Origin of the sequence: Niabella ginsenosidivorans, from assembly GCF_001654455.1 — a bacterium.
Classification (GTDB): domain Bacteria; phylum Bacteroidota; class Bacteroidia; order Chitinophagales; family Chitinophagaceae; genus Niabella; species Niabella ginsenosidivorans.
Map to the genome: position 1 here is coordinate 2654156 of NZ_CP015772.1, position 26915 is coordinate 2681070.

General features: G+C 43.0%; 11 protein-coding genes. All 11 read right to left on the minus strand.

What is annotated here, in order from left to right; all coding sequences use genetic code 11:
* Positions 1-357: 357 nt before the first annotated feature.
* The 11 genes from A8C56_RS11115 to A8C56_RS11175 all read right to left on the minus strand — a co-directional run bounded on the left by A8C56_RS11115 (position 358) and on the right by A8C56_RS11175 (position 26785).
* On the minus strand, positions 358-2775 hold the full coding sequence (locus A8C56_RS11115) for an ABC transporter permease (protein WP_067755796.1): 2418 nt from the start codon (positions 2773-2775) through the stop codon (positions 358-360).
* 99 nt (positions 2776-2874) lie between these two features.
* Positions 2875-5274 carry an ABC transporter permease gene (locus A8C56_RS11120; RefSeq protein ID WP_067755799.1) on the minus strand — a complete coding sequence of 800 codons (2400 nt, stop codon included), beginning with the start codon at positions 5272-5274 and terminating at the stop codon, positions 2875-2877.
* 470 nt (positions 5275-5744) lie between these two features.
* Positions 5745-8186 carry an FtsX-like permease family protein gene (locus A8C56_RS11125; RefSeq protein WP_067755802.1) on the minus strand — a complete coding sequence of 814 codons (2442 nt, stop codon included), beginning with the start codon at positions 8184-8186 and terminating at the stop codon, positions 5745-5747.
* A 206-nt stretch (positions 8187-8392) separates the two neighbouring features.
* Positions 8393-9226, minus strand: coding sequence for an alpha/beta fold hydrolase (locus A8C56_RS11130; protein ID WP_067755805.1), 834 nt, complete (start codon positions 9224-9226; stop codon positions 8393-8395).
* A 340-nt stretch (positions 9227-9566) separates the two neighbouring features.
* On the minus strand, positions 9567-11975 hold the full coding sequence (locus A8C56_RS11135; RefSeq protein WP_067755808.1) for an ABC transporter permease: 2409 nt from the start codon (positions 11973-11975) through the stop codon (positions 9567-9569).
* 241 nt (positions 11976-12216) lie between these two features.
* Positions 12217-14610 (minus strand): ABC transporter permease, encoded by a 2394-nt coding sequence (locus A8C56_RS11140; RefSeq protein ID WP_067755811.1) that lies wholly within the window; start codon positions 14608-14610, stop codon positions 12217-12219.
* 443 nt (positions 14611-15053) lie between these two features.
* Positions 15054-17438, minus strand: a complete 2385-nt coding sequence (locus A8C56_RS11150; protein ID WP_067755818.1) for an ABC transporter permease — start codon at positions 17436-17438, stop codon at positions 15054-15056.
* 306 nt (positions 17439-17744) lie between these two features.
* Positions 17745-18785, minus strand: coding sequence for a DUF4097 family beta strand repeat-containing protein (locus A8C56_RS11160; RefSeq protein WP_067761910.1), 1041 nt, complete (start codon positions 18783-18785; stop codon positions 17745-17747).
* Between the two features lie 407 nt (positions 18786-19192).
* On the minus strand, positions 19193-21562 hold the full coding sequence (locus tag A8C56_RS11165) for an ABC transporter permease (protein WP_067755827.1): 2370 nt from the start codon (positions 21560-21562) through the stop codon (positions 19193-19195).
* A 179-nt stretch (positions 21563-21741) separates the two neighbouring features.
* Positions 21742-24114 carry an ABC transporter permease gene (locus tag A8C56_RS11170; protein WP_067755830.1) on the minus strand — a complete coding sequence of 791 codons (2373 nt, stop codon included), beginning with the start codon at positions 24112-24114 and terminating at the stop codon, positions 21742-21744.
* Between the two features lie 295 nt (positions 24115-24409).
* Positions 24410-26785, minus strand: coding sequence for an ABC transporter permease (locus tag A8C56_RS11175; protein WP_067755832.1), 2376 nt, complete (start codon positions 26783-26785; stop codon positions 24410-24412).
* Positions 26786-26915 lie beyond the last annotated feature (130 nt).

The following is a 26915-nucleotide window of genomic DNA, read 5'->3' on the forward strand; positions in this document are numbered from 1 at the left end:
GGCCCACCCCCCCTATAGGTCTTCAATCCGGGTGCCATTAACACAAAATATTATAAATCATAAAGTTAAGGTGATTTATTTTCAAAACAATGTCCGTTATTAAAACAGGAGGTGTCCGGTTTTGATACAGTTAAGCGGATGTACGCCAGTAATCAGAATTGAGAGATAAGTTCCTGTAGCGCCGATATCGGAATCAGTTATCAGTTATCCTTCTGCCCTTACTTACTATTTACTATTCACATCACCGCTCCATCCATTTTACATTTCAAATTCAACATTCTGTATTCTACATTTATCCTTTCCCTTTTCACATTTATTATTAGTTATTCCTTATTTCATATTTTACATTTCCTCCGCTCACTCCGTTCGCAATGTTTCGACGGGGTTGGTATATGCCGCCTTTATTGCCTGTGCGCTTACTGTTATAATTGCAATACAGAGCGCAGTCATTCCAGCCACGGCAAATACCCACCAGGTAACAGGTACCCGGTAGGTAAAATGCTGCAGCCACTTGTTCAATACCCATAAGGCAATTGGCGTTGCTATAATTATTGCTATAAAAACCGGCTGAATAAACTCCCTGCTTACTAACATAGCAATACTGCTTACGGAAGCGCCCAACATCTTGCGCACACCGATCTCCCGGGTACGCTGCCCCACTATGATAAAGGCCATTCCGAACAGCCCCATACAGGACAACACAACAGCTATAACAGCAGCTACCGTAAACATCCTGGACAACTGCTGCTCCGACCGGTACCAGCGGTCTACATTCTCACTTACAAAGGAGCCCCGGAACTCCGCGCCAGGCTCGGCTTCCTTATAGGCCTTTTTAATAAGGTCCATAGTGGCAACGGGGTTTTTAGTGTTAATACGTATCAACAGGTAACTGTCAGATGCTTTATTGACGCCAATGGTTAACGGCGCTCTTTTATTATACATGGAGTACAACTGGAAATCCGGAATAACACCTACAATGACCCAGGGAGCTTGGGAACTGTCATATAAAACCTTCCGCCCGATCGGATCACCGATGCCCAATTGCTTTGCCATACTTTCGGTTACAATAACATTATTTGATGTGTCGGACGCATATTCCACTGAAAAATCTCTTCCTGACTTTAAAGGAATTCCAAGTGTCCTGACAATATCAAAATCAGCAGACATAAAATTCGTGAAAACGGTGCGGCCGTTAAAATCGAATCCAAAGCCGGTGGTAGATGTACTGCCATCTTCTCCCAGGCCCAGGTTAACCGAGCTTGCCGAAATACTTTCAACAGAAGATTGTGCCGACAGCAGGGTGCGCATTTTTGTTACTACCGCATGTCCATTTTCCGTTCCTTTGATGGGAACAGAAACAAGGGCATCTTTATTATAGCCCAGCGGCGCTTTACGTAAATGCTGGAATTGCCGGTATATAATAAGGGTAGCGCAAATCAATACCACGGCAATCACAAACTGCACCACAATCAGTGCATTTCTGAGAAGCCCTTTTCTTTTAACACTTAATTTTCCTTTTAACACTTCCGTGGTTTTTAACCGCGCCATTAAAACAGATGGATACCCGGAAGCGATCAATGAAATAAGAAAGGTCAATAACAGTAACGAGAATAGTACTACAGGATTTAAAAATAAAGAAGCATCAATATTTGCACCAAATAACTGGTTGAACTTATTCATCAACAGTAACGCAATTCCAGAACCCGATAGTACTGAAAGCAATATCATAAGAAAACTCTCACTCCAAACCTGGAGCCATACCTGCCTTTTTTGAGCTCCAAGGCATTTGCGTACCCCTATTTCTTTTGTGCGCGTTAAAGAAACACCTATGTTCAGATTTACAAAGTTAAAACAGGCAATTAACAGCATTACCGAGGCAATCAATATCAACACAAATAAAAAAGGTTTGCTCACGGCATTATTGGATCCCATTTCACTATTAAAATGAAGCTCCTTCACTGGTAAAGCGCCCATGCCCACATAATTGCCATTCGCATCTTTAAAAAACCCCGATTTTCTTGCGTAGGCGGTATCGCTCATTCCGTTCCGCAGTGCTATATATTGCAGGCGTTTTTCAAAATCAGCTACATTAGCGCCGGGGGTGAGCTTTACATAAAGATCGGCGCTGGTCCAGTTCCACTTATTCTTAACTTCCGCATAATCCGGGTGCAATTGGTAAGATGCCAACAGGTCAAAATCCAAAGAGCTGTTTTTGGGCAGGTCTTTTACCACAGCAGAAACCGTGAGGGTCACCCATTTATCCCAGATATTGACCTCCATTTTTTTACCTACCGGGTCTTCTGTTCCAAAGATCCGTTTTGCAGCCGCTGCTGTCAGCACCAGGTCATTAGAAGAACCCAGGGGTGTTTGGCGGTTCCCCGCCACTACCGGCAATGAAAACAGGTTGATAAAGTCCGTACCCACCAATCGTACATTCTGGCTCATCTCTTTTTTTTCATAACGGATGGCACGTCCGCCCCATATGAAAAGTGACGCCTGCTCCACTCCTATATTCTCTTTTTTAACGGCCGCTTCAATGGGATAAGGCATGGAAGCGGAGTATACTTTTCCTTCCGGTTGATTACTGAAACTGTAAACTTTATAAAGACGTCCCTGATCCGGATAAAAATTATCGAATGAAAACTCAAAACGAACCCGCAACAGTAGCAAAATGGCACAGGCAAACGCCACTGTAAGCCCAATGATATTAATGGCCGTTGCCAGCCGGTTCTTTTTAAATGTTCTGATTAAGGTTTTTAAATAATTCTGGAGCATTGAGATTTGAGTTTTCAGTTTTCAGTTATCAGACATTGTTCACTTTTCACCATTCACTATTCACTTCCTCATTTATTATTTCCTATTCCTTATTTCATCTCACTCGTTCCTTAAACTCTTTACAGGATTTTCCAGCGCAGTTTTAAACGTTCTTCCGGCAACTAGTAAACAGACCAATCCAAATATGATAAAAGCGACGCTGACATAGGCGCTAATACCTTGTTCTGTATAATAGGCATAACTTTTCAGCCACTGGGAAATAAAATAATACGCCAGCGGCCAGGAAATCAGATTGGCAATTAAGATCAACCAGCTGTATTCTGTTATAAACAATGCAAAAATATGGGCAAGACCGGCGCCTAAAACTTTCCGCACTGCTATTTCCTTATCCCGCTTCATCAGCATTATGGAAACTACTCCAAAAACACCCAGGAACACGATTATAAGACTCAAAACCGTGGCTGTTGTCGCTGCCTTTTTTAACTGGAGTTCCGATTTATAAAGTGCTGCAAACTTATCATCCATAAAACTGTATTCAAATGGATTCCCCGGGGAAAGTTTTTGCCATTCCTGTTTTATCCTTGCCACAGCACCTGCCGTGGCGTACTTCAATTTCAACGTAAGGTAACGATAGCCCGGGGCATCTTTTACATGACAAATGGCAAGCGGCTTAATAGCTTCCCGCAGGGTAGCCGCATTGTAATCCTTTACAACTCCCGTAACAGTATATACAGCACCTTCCGGAGTTCTAAGCTGTTTACCAACAGCACCATTATCCAGTCCCAGCAAACGGGCAGCGGTTTCATTGATCACTATTTGGCCGGGAACAAAATTCTTTTTGTGATTCAGGAAATTGCCTTCTTTCATGCGCAACCGGAATGTTTGCCCATAATCCTCATCACCTACAAAAGACGGAACCACGATTGGCCGGGCACTTTCGTTTACAGGCAGTAAATTCATAGCGCCCTGCGTTCTGTCCGGTAAGTCAAAACTAAGCGTAGCGCTGGTCACTTCCGGCAATTGCAATAAGCCCTGTTTGATGGCGTCCATTTTCTGCACCCCCACACTATCCCATTGTTTTGGAAAAGCAGTCAGCACCATCAGCTGATCTTTATTATATCCTGTATCACGGTTGAAAATAAAATGCACCTGTTTGTTCACAATAGCGGCACCAATAAAAACAAGAATGGCCATCGAAAATTGAACAATCAATACTATGCGCCGGAATAGCAGTCCTGAATTGGCTGTCTGGGGTTTGCCTTTAACCGATATAGCCGTACCGGATCTGGCAACAGAAAACGCAGGATAAGCCCCGGCTAAAAAACCAATAGCCGCTACCATTAAAACGAACCCTGCATATTGCTGCACTCTAAAATGCCATACGGATATCATCTCCGTTCCGAGCACGCCGGAAAACCAGGGCCGGGTGGTTTCATACAGGAAAAGGGCCAAAACACCACCGGCAAGAGCCAACAGCCATGCTTCCATAAGGAATTGAAGAGCAATCTGCACGCGTTTACTGCCAAAAACCTTTCGCAATCCTATTTCCCTGACCCGGTAAGTTGCCGCCGCAGTACTGATATTCACAAAATTAAAAATGGCCATCATCAGGATAAAAATGCTGATGATACTAAGGATGGTGATCATCCGTTCTACCGCATTGTCATTATCATGCAGGTAAAAATCTTTTACCGCAGCATATTCCACCGTAAGGTTTTTTTGAAAGAAATCCGGTGTATATTTTGCAAGCAGCTGTTTCGATGGCCCTATCAGATCTTTTGGCAAAACACCATCCTGTAATTCAACCATGGCAACACAGCTGTTATTGGTCCAGCCTGTAAGCGGATCTCCGAAACCATAATATTTGTTACCAATCCCTGGCACAAATACTGTATACCCCTCAAAATATCCCTGGTTAAAAACAGAATTATAAGGCAGGTCTTTTATTACGGCAGAAATAGTATAATCCTGTTTTACATGCTCAACAACGGTTTGAACAGCAATTGTTTTTCCAATTGCATTTTCGGTGCCAAACATTTTTTTGGCAAACGAGGCGGTCACTACTGCTGCATTCACATTATCAAAGGCTCTTTCAGGGTTGCCATACAAAACAGGCAGACCATACATCGAAACAAAATTGGTATCCCCGATAGCGATGTTCTCCCTGAAGGACTGGTCTCCTGCTGATACAACGTTTGTTACCGGGTTATACCGATAATAATTTTTAACAAGGTTGGGATACTCCTCCTTCAGCGCTTTGGAAAAGGGGGCCGGGTTGGTAATGGAAGTACCCATATCTTCGGGCTTCCGGTTGCTGCGGAGGATGTACTGATGCGCAATATTCCTGAATTGCTGGTTTATGCTTTTTTGTTGTGTAATATAAACACCAATGACCAGCGCAAAGCAAAAACCAATAGAAAGGCATAACAGGTTAATTACAGCCAGCGACTTGCGTTTTACTATATTCCGCCATGCGATCTTTATGTAGTTTTTTAGCATTGATATTTGAGATTTCAGTATTCAGATTTCAGTATTCAGATTTCAGATCAGATTTTCAGTCCCGATAACTATAGGGATCAGTTATCAGTTTTCAGTTATCAGTGTCATCCGCTATTGACTTTTCACTAATTACTTTTCACTACCCCACCCATTTTACATTTCATATTTAACATTCTACATTTACCCTTCACCCCCTTTCACATTTATTATTCCTTATTTATTATTTTCACTCCACCCACAAAAGCTTCATCCCGCCTTGCTGAATCTCTGTATTTTTCTATTCAGATATTAGATCGGTCCTGATAGCTACCGGGGTCGGGATCAGTTTCCAGCTATTTTTCTGCCTCTGCTTGCTACTTACCATTAACTATTCCCATCCATTTTACATTTCATATTCAATATTCTATATTTTACATTTATCCTCCCCCATTCGTAACGCTTCATCCAGCCTTGCGGGATCTACGCATTGCTCACTCCGTTCGCAAAGCTTCGACAGGATTGGCCCTTGCAGCTCTGATGGTCTGATAGCTTACCGTAACCGCTGCAATGATAACCGCCATTACTCCCGCAAATAAGAACATCCACCATTTAATATCAATCCGGAAAACAAAATCCTGCAACCATTTTGACATGAGCCACCACCCTACCGGAGCGGCTATCATTAATGAAATAAGAACCAATACCAGGAAATCCTTCGATAACAGCCGCATGATCCCCAAAATAGAAGCGCCGAGCACTTTACGGATACCGATCTCTTTGGTACGCTGAAAAGCAGTAAGGGTGGCTAATCCAAAAAGTCCCAGGCAGCTGATCAAAATGGCCATGGCGGTTGCTGCCCGTACCAGTGTCTGTGTCCGCATTTCAGATTTATAAAATGCGCCGATGGTCTCATCATAAAATGTATAGGTAAACGGCGCTTCAGGATAGATCCTTTTCCATTCTTTTTCAACCGAACGGATCGCTTTTTCCCAGTGCTGCGGCTGATCTGGTAATTTTATATTAAAGGTACGCAGCCGCTCCTTATCTGAAACGAACACGCCTGGTGAAATATCGGATCGCATACCGGACTGATTAAAATCCTTTACCACTCCAACAATCGGATAGCTCCTGCCGTTGCCCGGAACCAGCAATTGTTTTCCTATTGCCTCCCGAGGCGAACCAAACCCGAAAGCGTGCACCGCCTTTTCATTAATGACCAAAGCGGTGGTGGTATCCGTTTGTTTAAAATTATTGCCCGCCAGTAATGTGATGCCGTAAAAATGCAGGAAAGCCGTGTCTACATCTTTCATTTGCAACTGAACGTTCACCTCTTCTTTTCCGTTAAAGTAAGTGTATATATTCCCTACATACATTTGTTCCATGGGTCGGTCGCCCAGTGATACGTTTTTGATCTCCGTGTTTTTAAGCAATTCGTTTTTCAATACAAACTGTTTATCCTTATATTCCTTTTTATTAGCAAGCCGGTATGGAATGGAAAAGGTAATGACTGCCTCCTTATTAAATCCGGGATCTTTGTGCAGCATATATTGAAGCTGCTGACCAATGATAATGGCCCCGATGATAAATACCTGTGCGATCAGGAACTGGAATACGATCAGGCTTTTACGAAAGGTGATCTTATTACGCCCGATCACCTTTTCTGTTTTGCCTTTAAGTACTTCCACCGTATCTACCCTTGAGGAAATCCATGCAGGGTACAGGCCCGACAACAGCGAAATCAACAATATCAGCAGCAGCATAAAACCGGCCATCGCCGGATAGTTCATATAATCAAAAATCCCGTCAGGCAGGAAGTCCGCAAAAATTTTTACAGCAAAAAAAGTCAGCACAAACGAGAGCAGTGCTGCAAACGTTGTTACTATAAACGTTTCGGCGATGAACCGTACCATCAGGTTTTTGGCAGAACTGCCCAGTGTCTTCCGGATACCAATCTCTTTTGCACGTTTTGGCAATAACGCCGTACTTAGATTAATATAATTGATACAGGCAAGGAGCAATAAAAAACCGCCAACGATCATCAGGTCGGATAATACTTTTTTATCAGCTGTTCTTGTCTGCGAGCCAAACTGCGCCGCAAAATGTTTTTCTTTTAAAGGCAATGCTTCGTACCAGTTTTTGTATTTGTATTTTTCAAAGCTCTCTTTATTATGCTGAAAATTAATTTTGTTCAGCTGTGCTAAAATATTTTTGGCATCAACCTGCTTAGCAGGCTTTATAAACAGCAGGTTACTTGAGTTTAACGACTCCCAGTCCTGATCCGTCAGATCCTCCCTGCTGACAGGCATAAACTCCGTGTTATCCCCGGAAAAGCTGTTGGGATACGGAAGATCGGCCACCACACCCGATACCGTTCGCCATAAGGTATCATTATATACAAGGGATTTGCCGACCATTGCCGCCGGCGACAGGTTGGGAAAATATTTCTTTGCCTTGTCTTCCGTCAGTACCACATTATCCGGGTGATTGAAGGCTGTTGTTTTATTACCGGCCAGCCATTTGTAATTAAGCATATCAAAATAAGCCGGCAGGGTAGTTACCTGGGTGATGTCCTCTTTCTCCTCTATTTTCCTGGTTCCGTTATTACCAGGTATAGTAACGGAGTTATATTGTTTATAAAACATCGGAACGACAAGGCCTGCACCGGAAACATCATTGAGTAAAGTATTCAGTACCGGTTTTGATACCGCGGCGAACCCGCCGGTATTGCCATCTTCTCTTTTATTCCTGATTATAAGCTGATAGATATTTTGCGCATCCGGAACCTTTTTATCAAAGCTGTTCTCATAAATCACCATCCTGAAAATGATCCAGGCCACACAAATGCAAATGCTTAGTCCGCAAATGTTCAGCAAGGTAAACAACCGGTTCCTCCATAACTGACGCCCTAATGTTGCAAAAAAGGTTCTTATCATATTTTAGCCTTTCGTTTATTAAAGTAGTGTATTCTGATTGATATCTTCCCTTATATCTGTTTGGTGCTCCAACTAAGGTGCCACTTAACTAAAAACTTAATAATCAATTTTTTGAATTAAATTTCTATAAATACGTGTCCGGTTTTAACACAAAAACTGTCCGGTTTTGATACAATGCTGCAGGAGCAACAAAATTTAAACCTATCCTATTTTTTAAGAAAGGGCTCTAAAGAAGCCCATACAGCTGGAAAGTTGCAATAGAAAACTACATGACCGCAGCCGGGTATAACGGATAGCTGCGCATTAGCAATGGATGTGGCGGCTGTTGCCAGTGCCTGTACTTTGATGTACTCATCCCTGTCGCCTCCCATTACCAGTACCGGGCATTTTATTTTTGAATAGGTCTCTGTGCTGATGATGCTATCATTATACAAATCATTCAGCATCGACAAACATTCGGGCCAGCGTTTAGGCTCCGGCATCAGGGCCAGGCGGTTTTTAAATAACTGCGGCGCCTGCTGCATCAGCTCTTTTTCATTATAATTAAATTTTTTACGGTTGTTACCAGCCGGCCGGTCGCCTGCACCAATAATGATCAGTTTTTTTACCAGCTCCGGGTGCAGGGAGGCGAGTTTGGCAGCGCTATAACCGCCATCACTAAAGCCCAGTACTGTTACGCTGTCTTTAGTAATGCTCCTGATCACTTTAAAAGCATCTTCCGCACGCTGCCGATATGTAAACGGCTGATGTCCTATTGCAGACTTTCCATGGCCCCGCGTTGCAATGCATATGACCCTATACGTGTCTTTCAGTTTATTTATAAAAGGTTCAAACTCGTCAATATATCCATATACACCACCATGCAGCAATACAATGGGTTGCCCGCTGCCGTAAATTTCGTAATACAATTTAGCGTCCCCTACATCCAAATAGTGGCCGGCTGCGGGGTTATTGCCGTAATAAGCCGTATCCGCGGAAGATTGTACCTGCGACAGGGTTGTGAAGCACAGAAAAGCAATTATGTATAAATAATATTTCATTTTGTTTAAGTTGCTATTTGTTTTCAAAATTGAGACAGGAGATTTCAGATATGAGTAATCAGTGCTCAGTGCTCAGTTTTTAGTTTTCAGATAGCTATCGGGATCAGGATCAGCTATCAGTTACCAGGACAACCCGCTATTCACCATTTACGTTTTCACATTCCTTATTTAATATTCCTCCTACTTGCTACGGCCTACCTACCATTGACCATTCACTTCTCGCTATTTACTATTCACCCCATTTTACATTTCAAATTCAACATTCTGTATTTTACATTTATCCTTTCCCTTTTCACATTTATTATTAGTTATTCCTTATTTCATATTTTACATTTCCCGCTCACTCCGTTCGCAACGCTTCGACAGGGTTCGCCAGCGCAGCACGCAGTGCATGATAACTTACAGCGCAGAAAGCCACCAACAAAGCCACCAGGCCTGCCACAACAAACAGCCATGCATGCAGTTGTGTACGATAAGCAAACCCTGCCAGCCAGCTGTTGCCCACCAACCAGGCCAATGGTGTTGCTATAAGAATGGCGACTATCACCAATAACAAAAACCGCCTGGTTATTAACAGGAGAATATTGCCTTCATTTGCACCCAGCACTTTTCGGATACCGATTTCTTTGGTGCGCTGTACGGTTACAAATGCCGCAAGCGCAAACAGGCCAAGGCAGCTCAATACAATAGCAATACCAGCAAACGTGGTAAAAAGCGTGGCCGTTCGCTGTTCCGTTACATACAGATCATTAAAATCGTCATCCAGGAACCGATAATCAAAGGAGCGGTACGGTACCCTTGACTTCCATATAGTGCTTAGGGCAGTAATGGTGCCGGCCATATTTTTGGACCGGATCTTGACAAACAGTTCCCTTACCATTGTTGTATCCAGAAAGATCACCAACGGTCCGATACGATCATGCAGGGATTCAAAATGAAAATCTTTCACCACACCAACCACGGTGCCGGGCTCGCCCCGGGTGATCTTCCTGCCGATGGCATCCTGAGGCGTCCAGCCCAGATCCCGCACCGCCTTTTCATTAAGGATATAGGTTGACTGGTAATTTTTATACTCATTTGAAGTATCTTGCAAAGCAAAATCGGATCGCTGAAAATCCCTTCCTGCAGCTAGTTGTATCCCCATTGTTTTTAAATAATCAAGATCCACAGGTGTGGCACTTACCGAAAGCTCTTTGGGGCCGGATCCGTCATCAGCAGTAATAGCATCCCCCCAGCCGATTGATGCAGGTGCCTCGTAGGCCCCCGTAACGCTTACCACATCCGGGTTGGTACGGAATGCATCTTTCAGTTGTTCATATACAGCCGACATTTTGTAATCAACCGGGAGCACTACAACCTGTTCCCTGTCATAACCCAGATCTGTATGCTGTATATACTTTACCTGGCTGCTGATGATCATTGTAACCGCAATAAGAAATACAGCCACCACAAATTGTACAATGATCAATGCTTTGCGCAAGCCTCCTCCCGATTGTGCAACGGTTGCTCCATTCTTTAATATGGAGGTAAGCCTGGAGCGGGTAAGTAAAATTGCCGGGTAGATGGCTGAAACGAGTGCGATAATGACCGTAAGCAACAGGGCCGCCAGCAATACCGGCAGGTGAAAAAAGCCGGAAACAGCATAGTCTTTCCCGGTAATAGCATTAAATACCGGTAATAGCAGCATACATATGCCCAACGCCAGTAAAAGTGAAATAAAGGCCATTAAAAAGGACTCTCCAATAAACTGGCCGATCAGTTGTTTTTTTTCAGCGCCCAGTACTTTTCGCACGCCTATTTCTATGCTGCGTGAAGAAGATTGTGCAGTAGCCAGATTGGTATAATTGACACAGGCAATCAAAAGGATCAGTAATGCAATACCCCCCAGGATGTATACATAAGTAATATTGCCTCGCGGCTCCAGCCCCGCATCGACTGTCGAATAAAGGTGCACTCTTTTTAACGGCTCAAGGTGGTAGGTCCAGTAGTCAGTGCTCCCGGGTACAATAGCCATTTCATCTCTGTTTACTTTTTTCATATAAGCCGTAATTCCTGCTGAAAGGCTGTTGAACTGGTCAGCGTCTTTCATTAACAGATAGGTAACATAGTTGGCCGTATTCCAGTATTCGGTTTTTGATGCGGCCAGGCTTGAAAAAGAAACAATACAATCATACTGGATCTGCGAGTTCAGCGGTGCATCGCCTGCTATGCCGGTAACCTCATATTCATTTTCCCCGCCATTAAACCGGAGGCGTTTTCCAACAGGATTTTCATTGCCAAAATAGCGCTTAGCCATGGTCCGGGACAATACGATCTTTTGGGGACCATTTAAAACCGTTTCCGGGTTCCCTGTGAGCAGCGGAAATGAAAATATCCGGAAAAAACTTTTATCTGCATACAATATCTTTTTTTCGTCAAAAGCAGTAGCACCGGCAGCTATTGATGCAGCCGATTTCATTAACCGTACATAGTCCTCCACCTGGGGGAACGTTCTTTTAAACTGGGGTCCCACCTTTGTTCCGGTCAATGCTCCTTTCCATCCGGAGCCACCTGTGCTGTAATCCATCGTTACCCGCACAATACGGTCTGCCTTACTATTAAATACATCATAAGAGCATTCTGTCCATACATACATACCGATCAGCAGGCAGGATGCAATCCCCACCGAAAGGCCAAGCACATTAATGGCTGTATATAATTTATACTTTTTTAAATTCCGAAAAGCAATTTTTAAATAATTTTTGATCATAGATTTGAGAATTGAGATTTGAGATTTCAGTTATCAGTTGTCAGTTTCCAGGGCACCCGCTATTTTCACTATTTCCCTTCAACATATTTCACATCCTTATTTCTTATTTATCATGACTTATTTAATATTTACACCCCTACCCGCTACTTCCTACATGCCATTGACCATTGACTATTCACCTCATTTTTACATTCCATATTCAACATTTTATATTTTACATTTCTTATTAATTATTCCCGTCTCATTCATTTTTTAACGCTTTAACCGGTTTAGCCATAGCCGCCTTAACAGCCTGAAAGCTTAAGGTAAAACCGGCTATAATAAGCGCCAGGGTACCTGAAACAGCAAACATCCACCAACTGATGTGGATACGGTAGGCAAAATCCTGCAGCCATATACGCATCACATACCACGCAACAGGAATGGCCATCAGCAAAGAGAAAAGAATTAGCTTTAACAGATCTGTGGACAATAACCGCACCAGGCCAATAGTTGAGGCGCCCAGCACCTTGCGGATACCGATCTCTTTTACCCGCTGCCCGGTTGTAAACGTAATCAACCCGAACAACCCTAAACAGGCAATACCAATCGTAAGCAGGGTAAATACCAACAACACCTGTCCCTGCTTTTCTTCTGATTCGTATTGCTTCTTAAAATTCTTATCCAGAAATTGATACTCCATTGGCGCTGCCGGATCAAACTTCTTAAAAATATTTTCTATAAACCGCACTGTTTGGCCAATATTTTGAGGGCCTACACGTACATATACGTTATCCTTATCCATTGGAGTTGAGGGCAACTGCATGACCATGGGCTCAATCTTATGTTGCAGCGAATAGATATGAAAGTCATTGGTAACCCCGATCACCGTTTTGATCAGCGCCTTCCCCATTGTATCCTGGCCTGTTTGTATCTTTTTCCCAATAGCATTTGCCCAGCCCATTTTTTTTGCAAAGGCATCATTGATCAGCACGGCACTGCTATCAGTTAAAAGTGATTCATTAAAATTACGCCCCTGTTGCATGTGGATACGCATTGCCGGAATATAGTGCGCATCTATAAGTAACCCGTAAGCCAGCGTTATATTCTGATCAATAGCGCCGTCAGGCCGTTCTACGTTAAAAGCGCCCATTCCAATATTATTATTACCGATGGGGTTGCCGGCAAAAGCCACTGCTTCTACCGCCGAATTTGTTAATAACGCGTTCCGCAACTCACTGCTTCGCATACGGGCCTGCTCATTATCCAGATGAAAGGTCAGCACCTGATTCTTATCAAAACCCAGATCCTTCTTTTCCATAAAATGAAGCTGGCAATAAATGACCAGTGTGGCTGCAATCATAATAACCGTTATCGTAAACTGGAACACCACCAGGCATTTACGGAACAATTGCTGGACAGACTGCTTTCCCATCTGATTTTTTAATGCAGGAACGGTTTTAAACCCGGAGAGAAAAAGCGCCGGGTAAAGCCCCCCGATGATACCAAGCGTTAATGAAAATAACAAAATAGTTATTAGCTGAAGTGACCTGAAATAATACAGTATCTGTATATTTTTGCCGGTTAACTGGTTAAACACAGGCATAAAAACAGCCGCCAGTATAAGGCTCAGCAAAGCGGCGCCAATAGTAAAAAGAACCGTTTCTGCAAGGAAGAGATAAATAAGGTCTTTACGCCCGGAGCCAATAACCTTGCGGATGGCCACCTCCCGCAGCCGGACAGCGGCCCTCGCAGTGGTGAGATTAATATAGTTAATAAGGGCAATTGCCAGGATCAGGAAGCCTATTACAGAGAAGATGTAAATAAACTTCATATTCCTGTTTACGCCCAATTCATAGCTGACATTTGAATGAAGATGAATAGATGTCAGCGGCTGTAATTCCAGGCTGTATTTTATATCAAGCCCCTTGCTATAAAGATATTTTTTTACAAAAGCGGGCAGTTTTTGCTGCAATGCAATACCATCCTCTTTGCTTTTTAATACTACATAAGTGTAGAGATAAAAATTTGACCAGTCTGCTCTGAAACCAGCCGGAAATGAACGGATAGCCCTGAAAGTAAAATGAGAATTTCCGGGTACATTATCAATAACTCCTCTAACGACATTGGGGATGCTATTTTGGAAATAAACCGTTTTGTTCAACGCAGCGCTTACACTTCCAAAAAGATTGATGGCCAGTTCCTTTGTGAGCACAATTGACTGTGGTTTTAAAAGGGATGTAACGGCATTTCCGGCCAGGAACCGAAAGCTGAAAACGGAGAAAAAACTGCTGTCCGCAAAAAAAATATCATCCACTTTTAGCCGTTTTTCTCCATAAGAGATCAGACCACCTCCTTCTGCGTCCAGCCGCACTGTTTGTTCCACTTCAGGATAATCCTTCTTAAGCGCCGCTGCCGTTGGACCGGAAGTGCCTGTAATATCAAAATTGCCCCCCTCCCATTTGCCATGTGATACCAACCGGAAAATGCGATCTGATTTTTCATGATAGCGATCGTAGCTCAGTTCATCTGCTACAAAAAGGGCGATTAACCAGAAAGCAGCCAACGCAAACGCCAACCCGGCAATATTGATCACCGAGTAAAGCTTATTTCTTGTTAAGTTCCGCCACGCTGTTTTAAAATAATTTCTAATCATAGATTTGAGATTTCAGACATGAACCCCGATAGCGATCGGGATGGGATCGGGATCAGTTATCAGCTTTTTGTTCTCAATTTTTAATTACCTTCTACCCTACTTGCTATTTACTACTCCCTACTTACTATTCACTATTCACCAATGCCCTTCAACCCATTCCTCATCCCTTATTTATTATTTTTCATTTTATGTTCTACATCCTGCATCTTTACTCACTCCGCAGCACCTTTACCGGGTTGGCCATAGCGACCTTTATTGATTGAAAACTTATTGCAATTAACGAGACCACTAAAACCAGGAGCGCTGCAATCAGAAACAGGCTAAATTCAAGTAATACCTGGTAATGGAAGGTTGTCAGCCATTTATTGTTTTCAGCCTTTAATCTGATTACTGTTCTCTCTCCACTTTTATATTCATTATTTATTATTCTACATTCTGCATTCTTATTCACTCCGCAGCGCCTTTACCGGGTTGGCCAGTGCCGCTTTTATTGACTGAACGCTTATTGTAACCAGTGTGATGAACGCTGCGCTAAAAGCAGATACCGCAAAGATCCACCAGGGAATTGGAGCACGGTAACTATATCCCTGAAGCCACATATGCATGCAATACCAGCCAACGGGAACGGCAATTACAATCGAAACCAATACCAGGCTGAAAAAGTCTTTTGACAATAATTTCCAAAGACTGAATACGGAAGCGCCCAGTACTTTTCTTACGCCTATTTCTTTTACTCTTTGCTCTGCCATAAACGAGGCCATACCAAATAATCCCAGGCAACTGATAAAAACAGCCAGCAACGCAAAAATCCCTCCCAGTTTCCCGACCCGTTCTTCATCGCCAAATTTCCGGTTAAAATCTTCATCTATAAACTGAAAGTGAAAATCCTGGTCAGGCACAAACGATTTATAAGTTGCTTCCAGTTGTTTTACGGCATCTGAGGCATTGGCACGGGGGTGAATACGTGCTATGATAAAACTGATATTGTTATTTTCCAGGCTGAATACAGCCGGGCGTGCATCTGCATAAGGAGACTCCATGATCATATTTTTAATTACCCCGATAACAGTGGCCGGTTTCTCTTCCCAGGTCAACACTATACCCACGGGATTTTTCAGGCCCATGAAATGAACAGCGGCTTCATTTAATATAACCGCTGAAGAATCAGAAGGAAAATCTTTTGAAAAATCCCTTCCCTGTGTTACTTCCCATCCGATTGTTTTTCCGTAATCCACTGTTACATTCTGTGCGCCAAATTCTCCGGCTACACCGGGTTCTTTTCCAGGCCAGTCAATACCTGTGGTCGTATTGTTCACCTGCGTAGGCAGGCTGCTACCTAATGCAACAGACTCAAAAATGCCACTGTTTAAAAGCTTTTGCCGCAAAGCCGCAAAATGGCTTTCGATAGCCGGGCTTCCGGCATCTACAGCTATAATACCATTTTTATCATATCCTACAGGGCGGTTTTTGGCAAACCGGATCTGCCGGAATACCATTAAAGTACCAATAATAAGAACAATGGAAATAGTGAATTGCAATACTACCAGCACCTGCCTTTGCAAACCAGCCTTTTTACCTGCCTGAAAGGAGCCCTTTAAAACGTTCACCGGGCGAAAGGATGATAAATAAAGTGCGGGGTAAATGCCCGCGAGCAGCCCTGTGAACAAACAAAATATCGAACCAAGTATCCAGAAGAGCGGATCGTTCCAAACTGCCGGCATCTCCCTGCCCGTTATGGCAGTAAACAAAGGCAGGGAAAGCGCTACCAGGGCAAGGCTTAGTGCAAATGCAAGAACCGCATATAAAAGTGACTCGCAAAAGAACTGGATTATTAACTGATTTCTTAAGGACCCAACTGTTTTGCGTATGCCCACCTCCTTTGCCCGTTTAATGCTGCGTGCCGTGCTGAGGTTCATAAAATTAATACAGGCCAGTAAGAGTACGAATATGCCAATAATGCCAAACAACCAGACATACCGGATACGCCCCCCGTTATTAACACCGTTTTTAAAGCTGTCATACAAATACCATTGATCCATAGGGTACAAAAACAGCTGGGGGTTTTGCTTTGCCAGGCGCTCATTGATATGCCGTAAACGGACATCTTTTATTAAAGCAGATGCCTGGTCCAACCGGGCAGGGTCTTTCAATTCCACTAAGGTCAGAAAAGAATTAGGTCTCCATGGATCCGGCGCCAGGCGTATCCAGTCGGCATGATTGAAATACAGCGTCCAGGGTGCAATAAATTTCAGGTTATTAAAATCTGAGTTTAATGGAAGATCTTTATAAATTCCTGTAATTTTTAACGGCAGGCTATCTGCGAATACGATTGTTTTTCCGATTACGCTTTCGTTCCCAAACAATGAACGCGCGGTTGCCTCAGACAGCATAATATTATTGGGCTCAGCCATACCTTCATAAGTGCCTTGCAGCATATGCAGCCCCAGCAAGGGGCCAATGCCTTCCTCAAAAAAACCGCCACCCAGTACCAGCTTTTTATCTCCGGAACGCAAAGAACGGGTCTCATTTACTTCGGCCAGTACTACCTGCTTAAACAAATTTCCATACTCCCTGCGTAACGCCCCGCTTAAAGGGTAAGGGGTATTGTCTATAGTATTGATTACTCCCTTGTTGGTTTTGTTCTGCATCACTTTAGCAATCTGCTTATGATTACTGATCCCCTTATTATAGGATACTTCGCTCCATACCCATATACCAATAATCATAGCTACGGCCATACCAATAGCAAGTCCCAGGACGTTGATCACTGCAAAGGCCCTGCTTTTTCCCAGATTCCGCCACGCTGTTTTAAAATAATTTTTGATCATAGAGCTGAGCATTAAGTCCCGATAGTTATCGGGATCGGGATGAGTTTTGAGATTTCGGTCATCTGTTGTCAGGATAGCCGCTATTCATTTTTCACCATTGCCCTCCAACACATTCCTTATTTATTATTCCTTATTTTAAATTTTATCCCTTCAGCTATACCCCAACGAACATGCCGCAATTGTAAAATATTGATTTGCATTATTTTAGAAAATAAAAAGGCGGACAAAGTGTCCGTTTTTAAAACAAAAAACTGTACGCTTTCGGTACAGTTTTTTTGTTTAAACAAACAGAACAAACAGCATTGCTTAAAGAGATACTTCCACATTGCCGGAAGAAGCAGTAACTTCAACGGCCAACCGGCCATCGCCGATCATCCCTTTTATCTTGCTTTTATCAATAGTGCCGTTAAAATTATTCAGGGGATTTACTGATACCCGGTTTCCGCTCAGATCCAGTTTTGCATTCCTGGTACGGGGCAGCTGAAGATTTACCCCTCCGGCGGATGTATGTAATTTCACATAATCTTTTGTACGGTTCATTGTTGCAGAAATACGCCCGCCACTGGTACTTGCTTCCAGGTTCCCGCTAATGCCTTTCAGTGTAACACTGCCGCCGGAAGTTCCGGTAAGCAGCGTTCCACTGATATTTGTAGCGGTAATAGAACCACCGCTGGTATGCGCACGGATGTCGCCCTCTAAATCAGACAATGACAACGAACCGCCGGAGGTTTGCAGCCGGATGGTTCCTGACACATGGTCTGCGTGAATAGACCCACCGCTGGTTTGCAGGTCAATATCATTGCCGGCATTGGAAAGATCAATGCTTCCGCCGGAGGTTTTGCCCGCGATCTTACCATTTACCCCATTTATATGAAGGCTGCCGCCACTGGTTTTAAAAAGCTGGTTCCCTGAAAGCTTTGACAGGGAAATACTGCCGCCACTTGTTGAAAGATCAGAACTAACCCTGGAACCGGAATGCACCACAAAAGAAATAGAAAGCGCAGTTTTGTTCGTCCAGGGCTTGTCCTTTCTTCTGGCCTTTGCTATCAAAGTAGTACCATCTATCCGCACATCAATATCATAATACTGATCCAATACGGCCTTTATATCGCTTTGCGACATCCGGTGCCTCACCTCAGAGTTGGAAGGCTGCACATACATTTCCAGGCTTCCTGTGCCGCTGCCACCCTCTACTGTAATGGATCCACCGGAGGTTTCCATATTTACATTACTTACCGCAGCAATATTAAAGGGTTTGATAAGATAAGGTTCCTCGTTAAAGCGTCTTTGCGCATTTGATAGCAAAGTACCCAGTAACAGAACAATCAGTAACAGATTTTTTTTCATTTGTATTCTTTTTTGGATGATCATTGTTTAAACGTTTACAGAGCAGGCAGCATTCTTTTGTCATTTCCCAGCTATATATTATAACTAATCGCATTACATAGAAAAATGTTACAGTACGGGGAAGTTTTTAATTATCAGTCGTCAGTTATCAGGGCTGAGAATCGGGAACCCGGTAAATCAGCTATAGGCTATGAATCATTAACTGTGAACCATCTCCGGCTACCCGTACCGATAGCTATCGGGGCAGCATCCGGCATTGAAATAAACCAGAATTCCGCTCCTCTTCCCCGTCCTTATTTGCTGATACTATTCATACCTTACTTTTCACTTTCCCTATTCCCAATCCAACACGCTCCCTCTTCCATTCATTGTTTCCTGTTTCTTATTTCTTATTTTTCATTTTAAGCTTACTCCGCCCGCAGGCTTTTTACAGGGTTGACCGTTGCTGCCTTAATGGCCTGAAAGCTTACCGTTAACAGCGTAACCGGCAATATAATGCCACCGGCCGTCACAAATACCTGCCAGGAAATCCGAGTGCGGTATGCATAATTTTCCAGCCACTGGCTCATACTCCAGTATACCGCCGGTACTGCAATTAAAAAAGCAATACCTGTTAAAACAATAAATTCAAATGAAAGCAGCCTCCATAATCCGGCAACAGAAGCTCCAAGCACTTTACGGATGCCTATTTCCTTTGTCCGCTGTTCAGCAATAAAAGCAGCCAGGGCATACAAACCCAGGCAGGAGATAACAATAGCCAACAAGGTAAATACGCCCGCCAAAAAACCGATCGTTTCAACTGACCGGAAATGCCGTGCATATTGCTCATCTACAAAAGAGTATTCAAACGGGACCTCAGCATCAAATTTTTCCATTACTTTTTTGATCCTGTCAAGCGATTTTCTCACCGGCAATCCGGATGATAGCCGTATCGTAATACTGTTCATCGGAAACCAACGGCCTAAAAAAAATGCAGTAGGCACCGCAGCAGCAAAGGGTGATCCCATAACTGCATCTTTGATCACCCCGATTATGCGGTATTGATCGCCCCGGTAACTAATTATTTTACCCACAGGGTGCTGCATTCCCATATATCGCGCAGCCATTTCATTAATGATCAAACCGGATGAATCGGTTAAAAGATCTTTATTGAAATTACGCCCCTCTTTAAACTTCCATTGTACCGCCGGGGCAAAATCTTCATTCACGGCTACGGAGCCAAAGATGGCGCCTTCGCGGGATTGCATTCCCTCCCAGGTATATCCACCATTTGACAGGGATAACTTGTTAACAGGACTGGAGGATAAGGCAACCGTTTTTGCAGCACCGGACTTTAACAGCTCATCTTTTAAGGCGCCATAACGCTGCTCCACATTGAAGTGATCTGCCGGTATAATAATTAAATTCTTTCCGCTGTAACCAACAGGCCGGTTTTTGGTGTAGTTCAGCTGCTGCAGCACGATCAGCGTGGCAATAATAAGAAATATGGAGGCAAAGAATTGTGTAACCACCAGGGTTTTCCGCAACATTCCGGATCTGCTGCCGGCTTTAAAACCACCCTTTAAAACGCGGGCCGGTTTAAAGGAAGAGAGATAGAAAGACGGGTACAGGCCGGCGAAAATTCCTGTCAGCAATACAAATACCACGCATATTATCCAAAACAGGAAATGCCTGTATGGCAATAACAGGCGGTTGTCGGTAAGTCTGCTCAATAATGGAAGGCTTACCGAAACCAGTAAAATGGCCAGCAAAAAAGCCAGCAAAGCAGTAAGCACCGCTTCCGTAAGAAAACGTATAACCAAATCTGTTTTTCCGGAGCCGATTACTTTTAATACTCCTATTTCTTTTGCCCGGCGCTCACTCCTTGCCGTGCTGAGGTTCATAAAATTGATACAGGCCAGTAACAGTACAAAAATTCCTATCAGTGCAAACATCCATACATACTGGATACGGCCGCCCGTGTTTTTACCGTTTTTAAATGTTTCATATAAGTGCCATTCAGACATAGGATGCAGCAGCACTACAGGGTTAATATCGGTAAGATGTGGTTTTAACAAGCCCGAAATTTTGCGTGACACGTTATTATTATCGGCCTGTTGCTGTAATTGCACAAAGATCAGGAACCGGCATTCATTCCATCGGTCTTCCACACCCGGGTTCAAAGAGGCATAATAGCTCCAGGGCGCTATATAATTCAGATCTTTTGCATAAGTAAAGTTATCCGGCAGGTCTTTATATACAGCGGCAACTCTCAGATAATCCCGGTTATCTATTTTAACGGGCTTGCCAATAATGTCAGTACTTCCGAATAGTGTCCGGGCCAGCGATTCACTGATAAAAATGAAAGAGGGATCGTTTGCTGATTGTAAAGAGCCGCTGATCGCCTGTAATGAAAACAGCTCAGCGTATCCCTCCTGAACAAAGCTGCCGGCAGAAGTTATTTTCTTATCTCCGTACGCCAGTATATGGCTTTCGGACTGGGTGGAAAGAACCACCCGTTTAAAATCGGCGCCATACTTTGTTCTGAGCTCCGCGGCCATAGGAACAGAACAGGTTGGATCTGTGCTTACCTCACCACTAAATGTGCCCGTTAGCATTACCCGGGAAATGTTTTTATACCCGGGAATGCTTTTATTATAAGACCATTCCGATTTGAGCCATATTGCAATGATCATAGCAACGGCCATTCCCAGCCCTAACCCCATAATGTTAACCAGCGAAATGCCTGGTGTGTGCCGCATATTGCGCCAGGCAGCCTTAAAATAATTTTTGATCATAGATTTGATTCTTGAGTTATCAGTCCCGATAGTTATCGGGATCGGAATCGGTTTTCGGTTATCAGAACAGCCCGCTATTCACTATGCACAATCGTCATCCAACACATTCCTCATTCCTTTTATTATTTCTCATTTTATATTCAATATTCTACATTTTATATTTCTTATTCCTTATTCCTCTATTCACTGCGTAATGCCTTGACCGGATTGGCTGTTGCCGCTTTAAGTCCCTGTGTACCAACCGTTAACAAGGCAATAAGTAAAACAGTAGTACCGGCAAGCAGGTAAATGCCAACCGACAGATCTGTATGATGGTCATATTTTTCCAGCCAGTTATGCATGCACCACCAGGAAACGGGTGCTGCAACCACAAAAGAGATGAGCACCAATACCAAAAACTCGCGCGACAATAACGCCGTTAACCCCAGCACATCTGCTCCCAATACTTTGCGTACGCCAATTTCTTTGGTGCGCTGTTCCGCTGCAAAAGCAGAAAGCCCCAGTAACCCCAGGCAGGACAGGAAAATGGCAATCCCTCCGAAAATATTTGCTATAACTCCCAAAACATGTTCATTTTGGTATTTCCTTTCAAAATTGTCTTCAACAAATGCTATATCAGGAGGAAAAGCCGGGTTTAGTTTTTTTAATTCACTATTAACAGCATCAACGGCTCCTGTAATGTTTTTCTGCGGATTCAGGCGCATAGTTATAAATCCCGGTGTCTTTTGATAAAATACGATCATAGGATTGATCTTATAATAAGGAGAGCCTTTTGTGATGTCCTTAAAGACGCCCACAATAGTATATTGTTTACCATCTTCATCCTTTATAAGCGTACCTATAGGAGACTTTAATTTCATTACATTCATGGCCGTTTCGCTGATCAGTATATTTTCTCCTGCTGTATCAGCAGGATATTCCCGTGAAAAATCACGGCCGGTAATCAGGGTGGTACCAAATGTTTTTCTGAAATCAAATCCAACACCTAAAAAATCAATCAGCACTTTCTGATTCTCCGGCTTACCCGGCCAGCTGAATCCCCACCCGTTGTTGCCACCCTGCGTAATACTTATTGAGGTTCCGGTTCCAGCTGTTATAACATTATTGTGCAGCAGCCCATTTATTAAAACATCTTTCCTGTCTTTAAGCGTCCCTTCTGCCTTTATCTCAATAAGGTTGTTTTTATTATAACCAACAGGCCTGTTCCGGATATATTCAACCTGCTTATAAATACTAAAGGTTGCCACCATTAAAAACACAGCCGTTGAGAATTGAAGTATAACAGATATTTTCCGGATCGGGACAACTGACCGGCCATTTGTGATGAGCCCTTTTAATACTTTTACCGGTCTGAAGGAAGATAGATAAAAGGCCGGATAAGAGCCTGCAATGAAGCTTGTAGTAACCGTAATAAACGCAATTACCGTCCAGAACTTCCAGCTGGATAAAGGCAGTCTGAGCTCTATTTTCAATAAGCTGTTAAAATAAGGCAACGCAATCAAAAGCAGCAGCAGGGCAACCAAAAGCCCGCATACCGTAACCAGGAAAGACTCACCAAGAAACCGGAAAACAAGTGATTTTCGACCGGAACCAATTGTTTTTAATATCCCCACTTCTTTCGCCCGCTTCTGAGAGCGCGCCGTACTAAGATTCATAAAGTTGATACAGGCGATCAATAAGATCGCTACCGACAAATAAATAAACAAGCGTATCTGGGCGATCTGCCCGGAACCTGTCGCTTTTCCGTTACTGAACTCCCGGTATAAATGATTTTTTGCCAATGGAAACAAAAAGGCTTCCGCTTTGTAGTTGTCCTGATTGGCCATTACCATTTTCCTGATAAGAGCATCTGCGGTTTTAAAATCCTTCTCCGATCTTAGTTGTACATAGGTATCTGTAAAATTTGATCCCCATCCGGCATTTTTTGTCCATGGATGCTCATTTTCCAAAACACGCCAGGGTAGTACATAATCAAACTGAAAAGATTCATTGGGGCGGGGATTTGCAATGACAGCTGATACCACCAGCGGCACGGTATCATTCCTCATTACGGTTTTATTGATCGGATCCTCCTTACCGAAAAGCTTCTTTGACAGATCTTCTGTAATAACAATATTATTAGGGTTTGTAAGTGCTGTTTCTGCATTCCCCCTTAAAAAATGATAATTGAATAGTTCAAAAAAAGCACCATCAGCATTTAAGCCGGATGTTCTAAAAATATTATCCTTATAACGGGTAATGCCATCAGCAAAATAACTGGTCACTCTTATAGCATGCACAACACCTGGCACCTGGGTTTCAATAGCTTTTGCCATTGGCCCCGGAGAGACCTGATAGGTAAAAATCTCATTGTCCGCAAACTGGTTACTTTCAATTACGTAAAGATGCTCAAGGTTCCTGAAGCGTTTATCCCAGCTAAGATGATAGTATGCATACAACAATAACAACAGGCAGCTCGCAAGGCCAATAGCAAGACCGGATATATTGAGGATCGAAAAACCCTTGCTTTTCCACAAACTCCGCCAGGCAGTCTTTATATAACTATTAAACATGATTTACAGATTTCAGGTTTGAGTATTGAGATTTGAGTTTTCAGTCATTAATTACAAGCTCCTTTTTACCTACCCTGTTCAGGTCTTTTCATATTACTTATTCTTTATTTATTATTTTTCATTCTGTCATACTTGAGTTTTTCAGTTTTCAGCGATCAGTTCCAATGGCCATCCGGATCGGTTCTTCAGTCATTAACGCCTTCTCACCGTTCCTGCTTCTTGCCCGCTCCTCCATTTTACATTCCAAACTCAATATTCTACATTTTATATTTCTTATTCCTTATTCCTTATTTCTCTATTCACTACGCAATGCTTTGACCGGATTGGCTGTTGCCGCTCTTAAAGACGTATATCCTATAGTAACCATTACTACTATTGCAGTAATGCCCAGGCAAAACGCAAATACAGGGGCCCCGATCTTCACATGATAGGCAAAGTCCTGCAGCCAGTGGTGCATTAACAACCACGCAAGTGGCGCCGCTAAAACAAAAGCGATCACAATTAGCTGCACAAATTCTTTTCCAAAAAGCCAGAGCACAGCCCTCAGATCCGCACCCAACACTTTCCTTATCCCTATTTCTTTCTCCTTACGTACAGCTATAAAGGACACAAGTCCAAATAATCCCATACACCCGATTATGATAGCAACAATTGCAAATACTTCTATTATCTGTAATAAAGTGGTTTCAGTTTCGTATAATTTTGCTATGTCTTTATCCAGAAAGGAATACGAAAAGATATGATCAGGAAAAGATTCATTCCATACTTTTTCAATGGCCGGAAGCGCCGATTTCAGGCTCTTTAAAGATAGCTGAATGCCGGCAGTATGATAGGAACCGGTATTATTATAAAAACAGAGCGGATCAATTGTCGTATGAAAGCTTTCATTATAAAAGTCTTTTACCACCCCCATAATGACACCCTTTCCATGAACATCCAGCATTTTGCCGATCACATCGCCCGGATGTTTTATTCCCAGTTTTTTTACTGCCGTTTCATTGATCAGGTACCCGTTAATGGTATCAGAAGGGTATAAATTACGGCCTGCAACCAATTGCAGGTGAAACATAGAAAGATAGCTACTGTCGGCCGGCTTGCAGCTCAGCTGGAACACTTCGTCTTTGATCCTGTTATCATAAGCAACCGTATTCCAGCTACTATTATCACTCATCGGCGGATATTCATAGAAAGTTATATTTTTAACACCGTTTATTGCAGCAAACCGGTTGCGCAGTGCCTGAATGCTCTCAGGTGAGGGCTTGGGTATGGTTACCTGCACAATTCCCTCTTTATGAAACCCAAGATCCGACCGGACAGCATACCGCATTTGCTGGGTAATGATTATGGCAATAATAATCATTACCTGTACAATGACAAATTGCACAATTAAAAGATTTTTTCTTAAAGAGAAGCTTCCCACCTGCTTTTGCGCAATGCCTCCCTTTAACGCTATTACCGGCTGAAACTTTGAAAGCAGCCAGCCTGGATAATAACCGGCAAAAACAGAAACGCTGATAAACAGTAGCAGCCCGAAGAAAATAAAAGACGGGCTGTATAAGAATGCCCGGCTAATGGATATTGAAAATAAATGGTTTACCGCAGGAATAGCTAACCAGGCAATAAGCACCGAAAGTACAACGGCTATCAAAACAATCAGAGCCGTTTCGCGCATAAATTGTAGAAACACCTGGAAACGGGTGCTTCCTAATGTTTTGCGGACACCGATTTCTTTAGAGCGGGTGAGTGACTGCGCCGTGGACAGGTTAATAAAATTAATACAGGCGGTAATGATCAGGAAGACCCCTACAATGCTCAATGCCCACAAATATTTTTTTTGAACAGCGCCATCGTACCTGGTGTCAAAATGTATTTCGGAGAGCGGCTGCATATAAAAAGTAAAAAATGCTTTATTGGCCGGTGCATATTTTTCTATAAGCCCGGGAAAGGCTTTTTCTACATCCGCCGCTTTTACATTCTTTTTCAGTTTTACAAAACACTGCACATTGCTTGATATAGCGCCCCAACTGCTATCGCTTACCAGCCAGGGATTTACTGCTTTAAACGTAGTATACGACACATATATCTGCTGCTGATTATCAGTATTTACAGGGATGTCTTTTAAAAGCCCTACAACATTACAGGTGTATTTATTGGCAATAGTAAAAGTTTTCCCGATGGGATTATCATTACCAAAAAGTTTGCTGGCCATGGATTGTGTGAGTATTGCAGTATTGGGCTCGCTCAGTTTTGAAGGTACAGTTCCATTAACAAAAGGCAGATTAAAAATAGTAAAATAGTCAGGTGCCACATAAGCGATCGCTTCTTCAAACTTTTGCCGGTCATTATTTTTTATTACGCTGACCAGTTCATCGCTTCTGCTGATGCGCATGGCTACCGCATCAAAAAAAGGATAATCATTACTGATGGCCTTACCAATGGGCTGAGGGATACCCTGGGAATAATCATCTGTTTCATAACTTGTTTTAGAAACAATACGGTATATCCGGTCCTTATCCCGGTAAAAGCCATCAAAAGACAGATGATAGCTCTCAAAACAAAAGATAAGGATAGCCGAAGCGATCCCCATTGATAACCCGATAACATTAATTATTGTATAGGTCCTGTTCCGCACCAGATTCCGCCATGCTATTTTGAAATAACTTTTAAACACAGTTATAGATTTGAGATTTGAGATTTCAGATTTCAGTTATCAGTCCTGATAGTGCCCCGTAAAGAGATTTCAGACACTCATTACAGACTACTGACCACTGCTTACTCACTACTTTTACATTTACTATTTT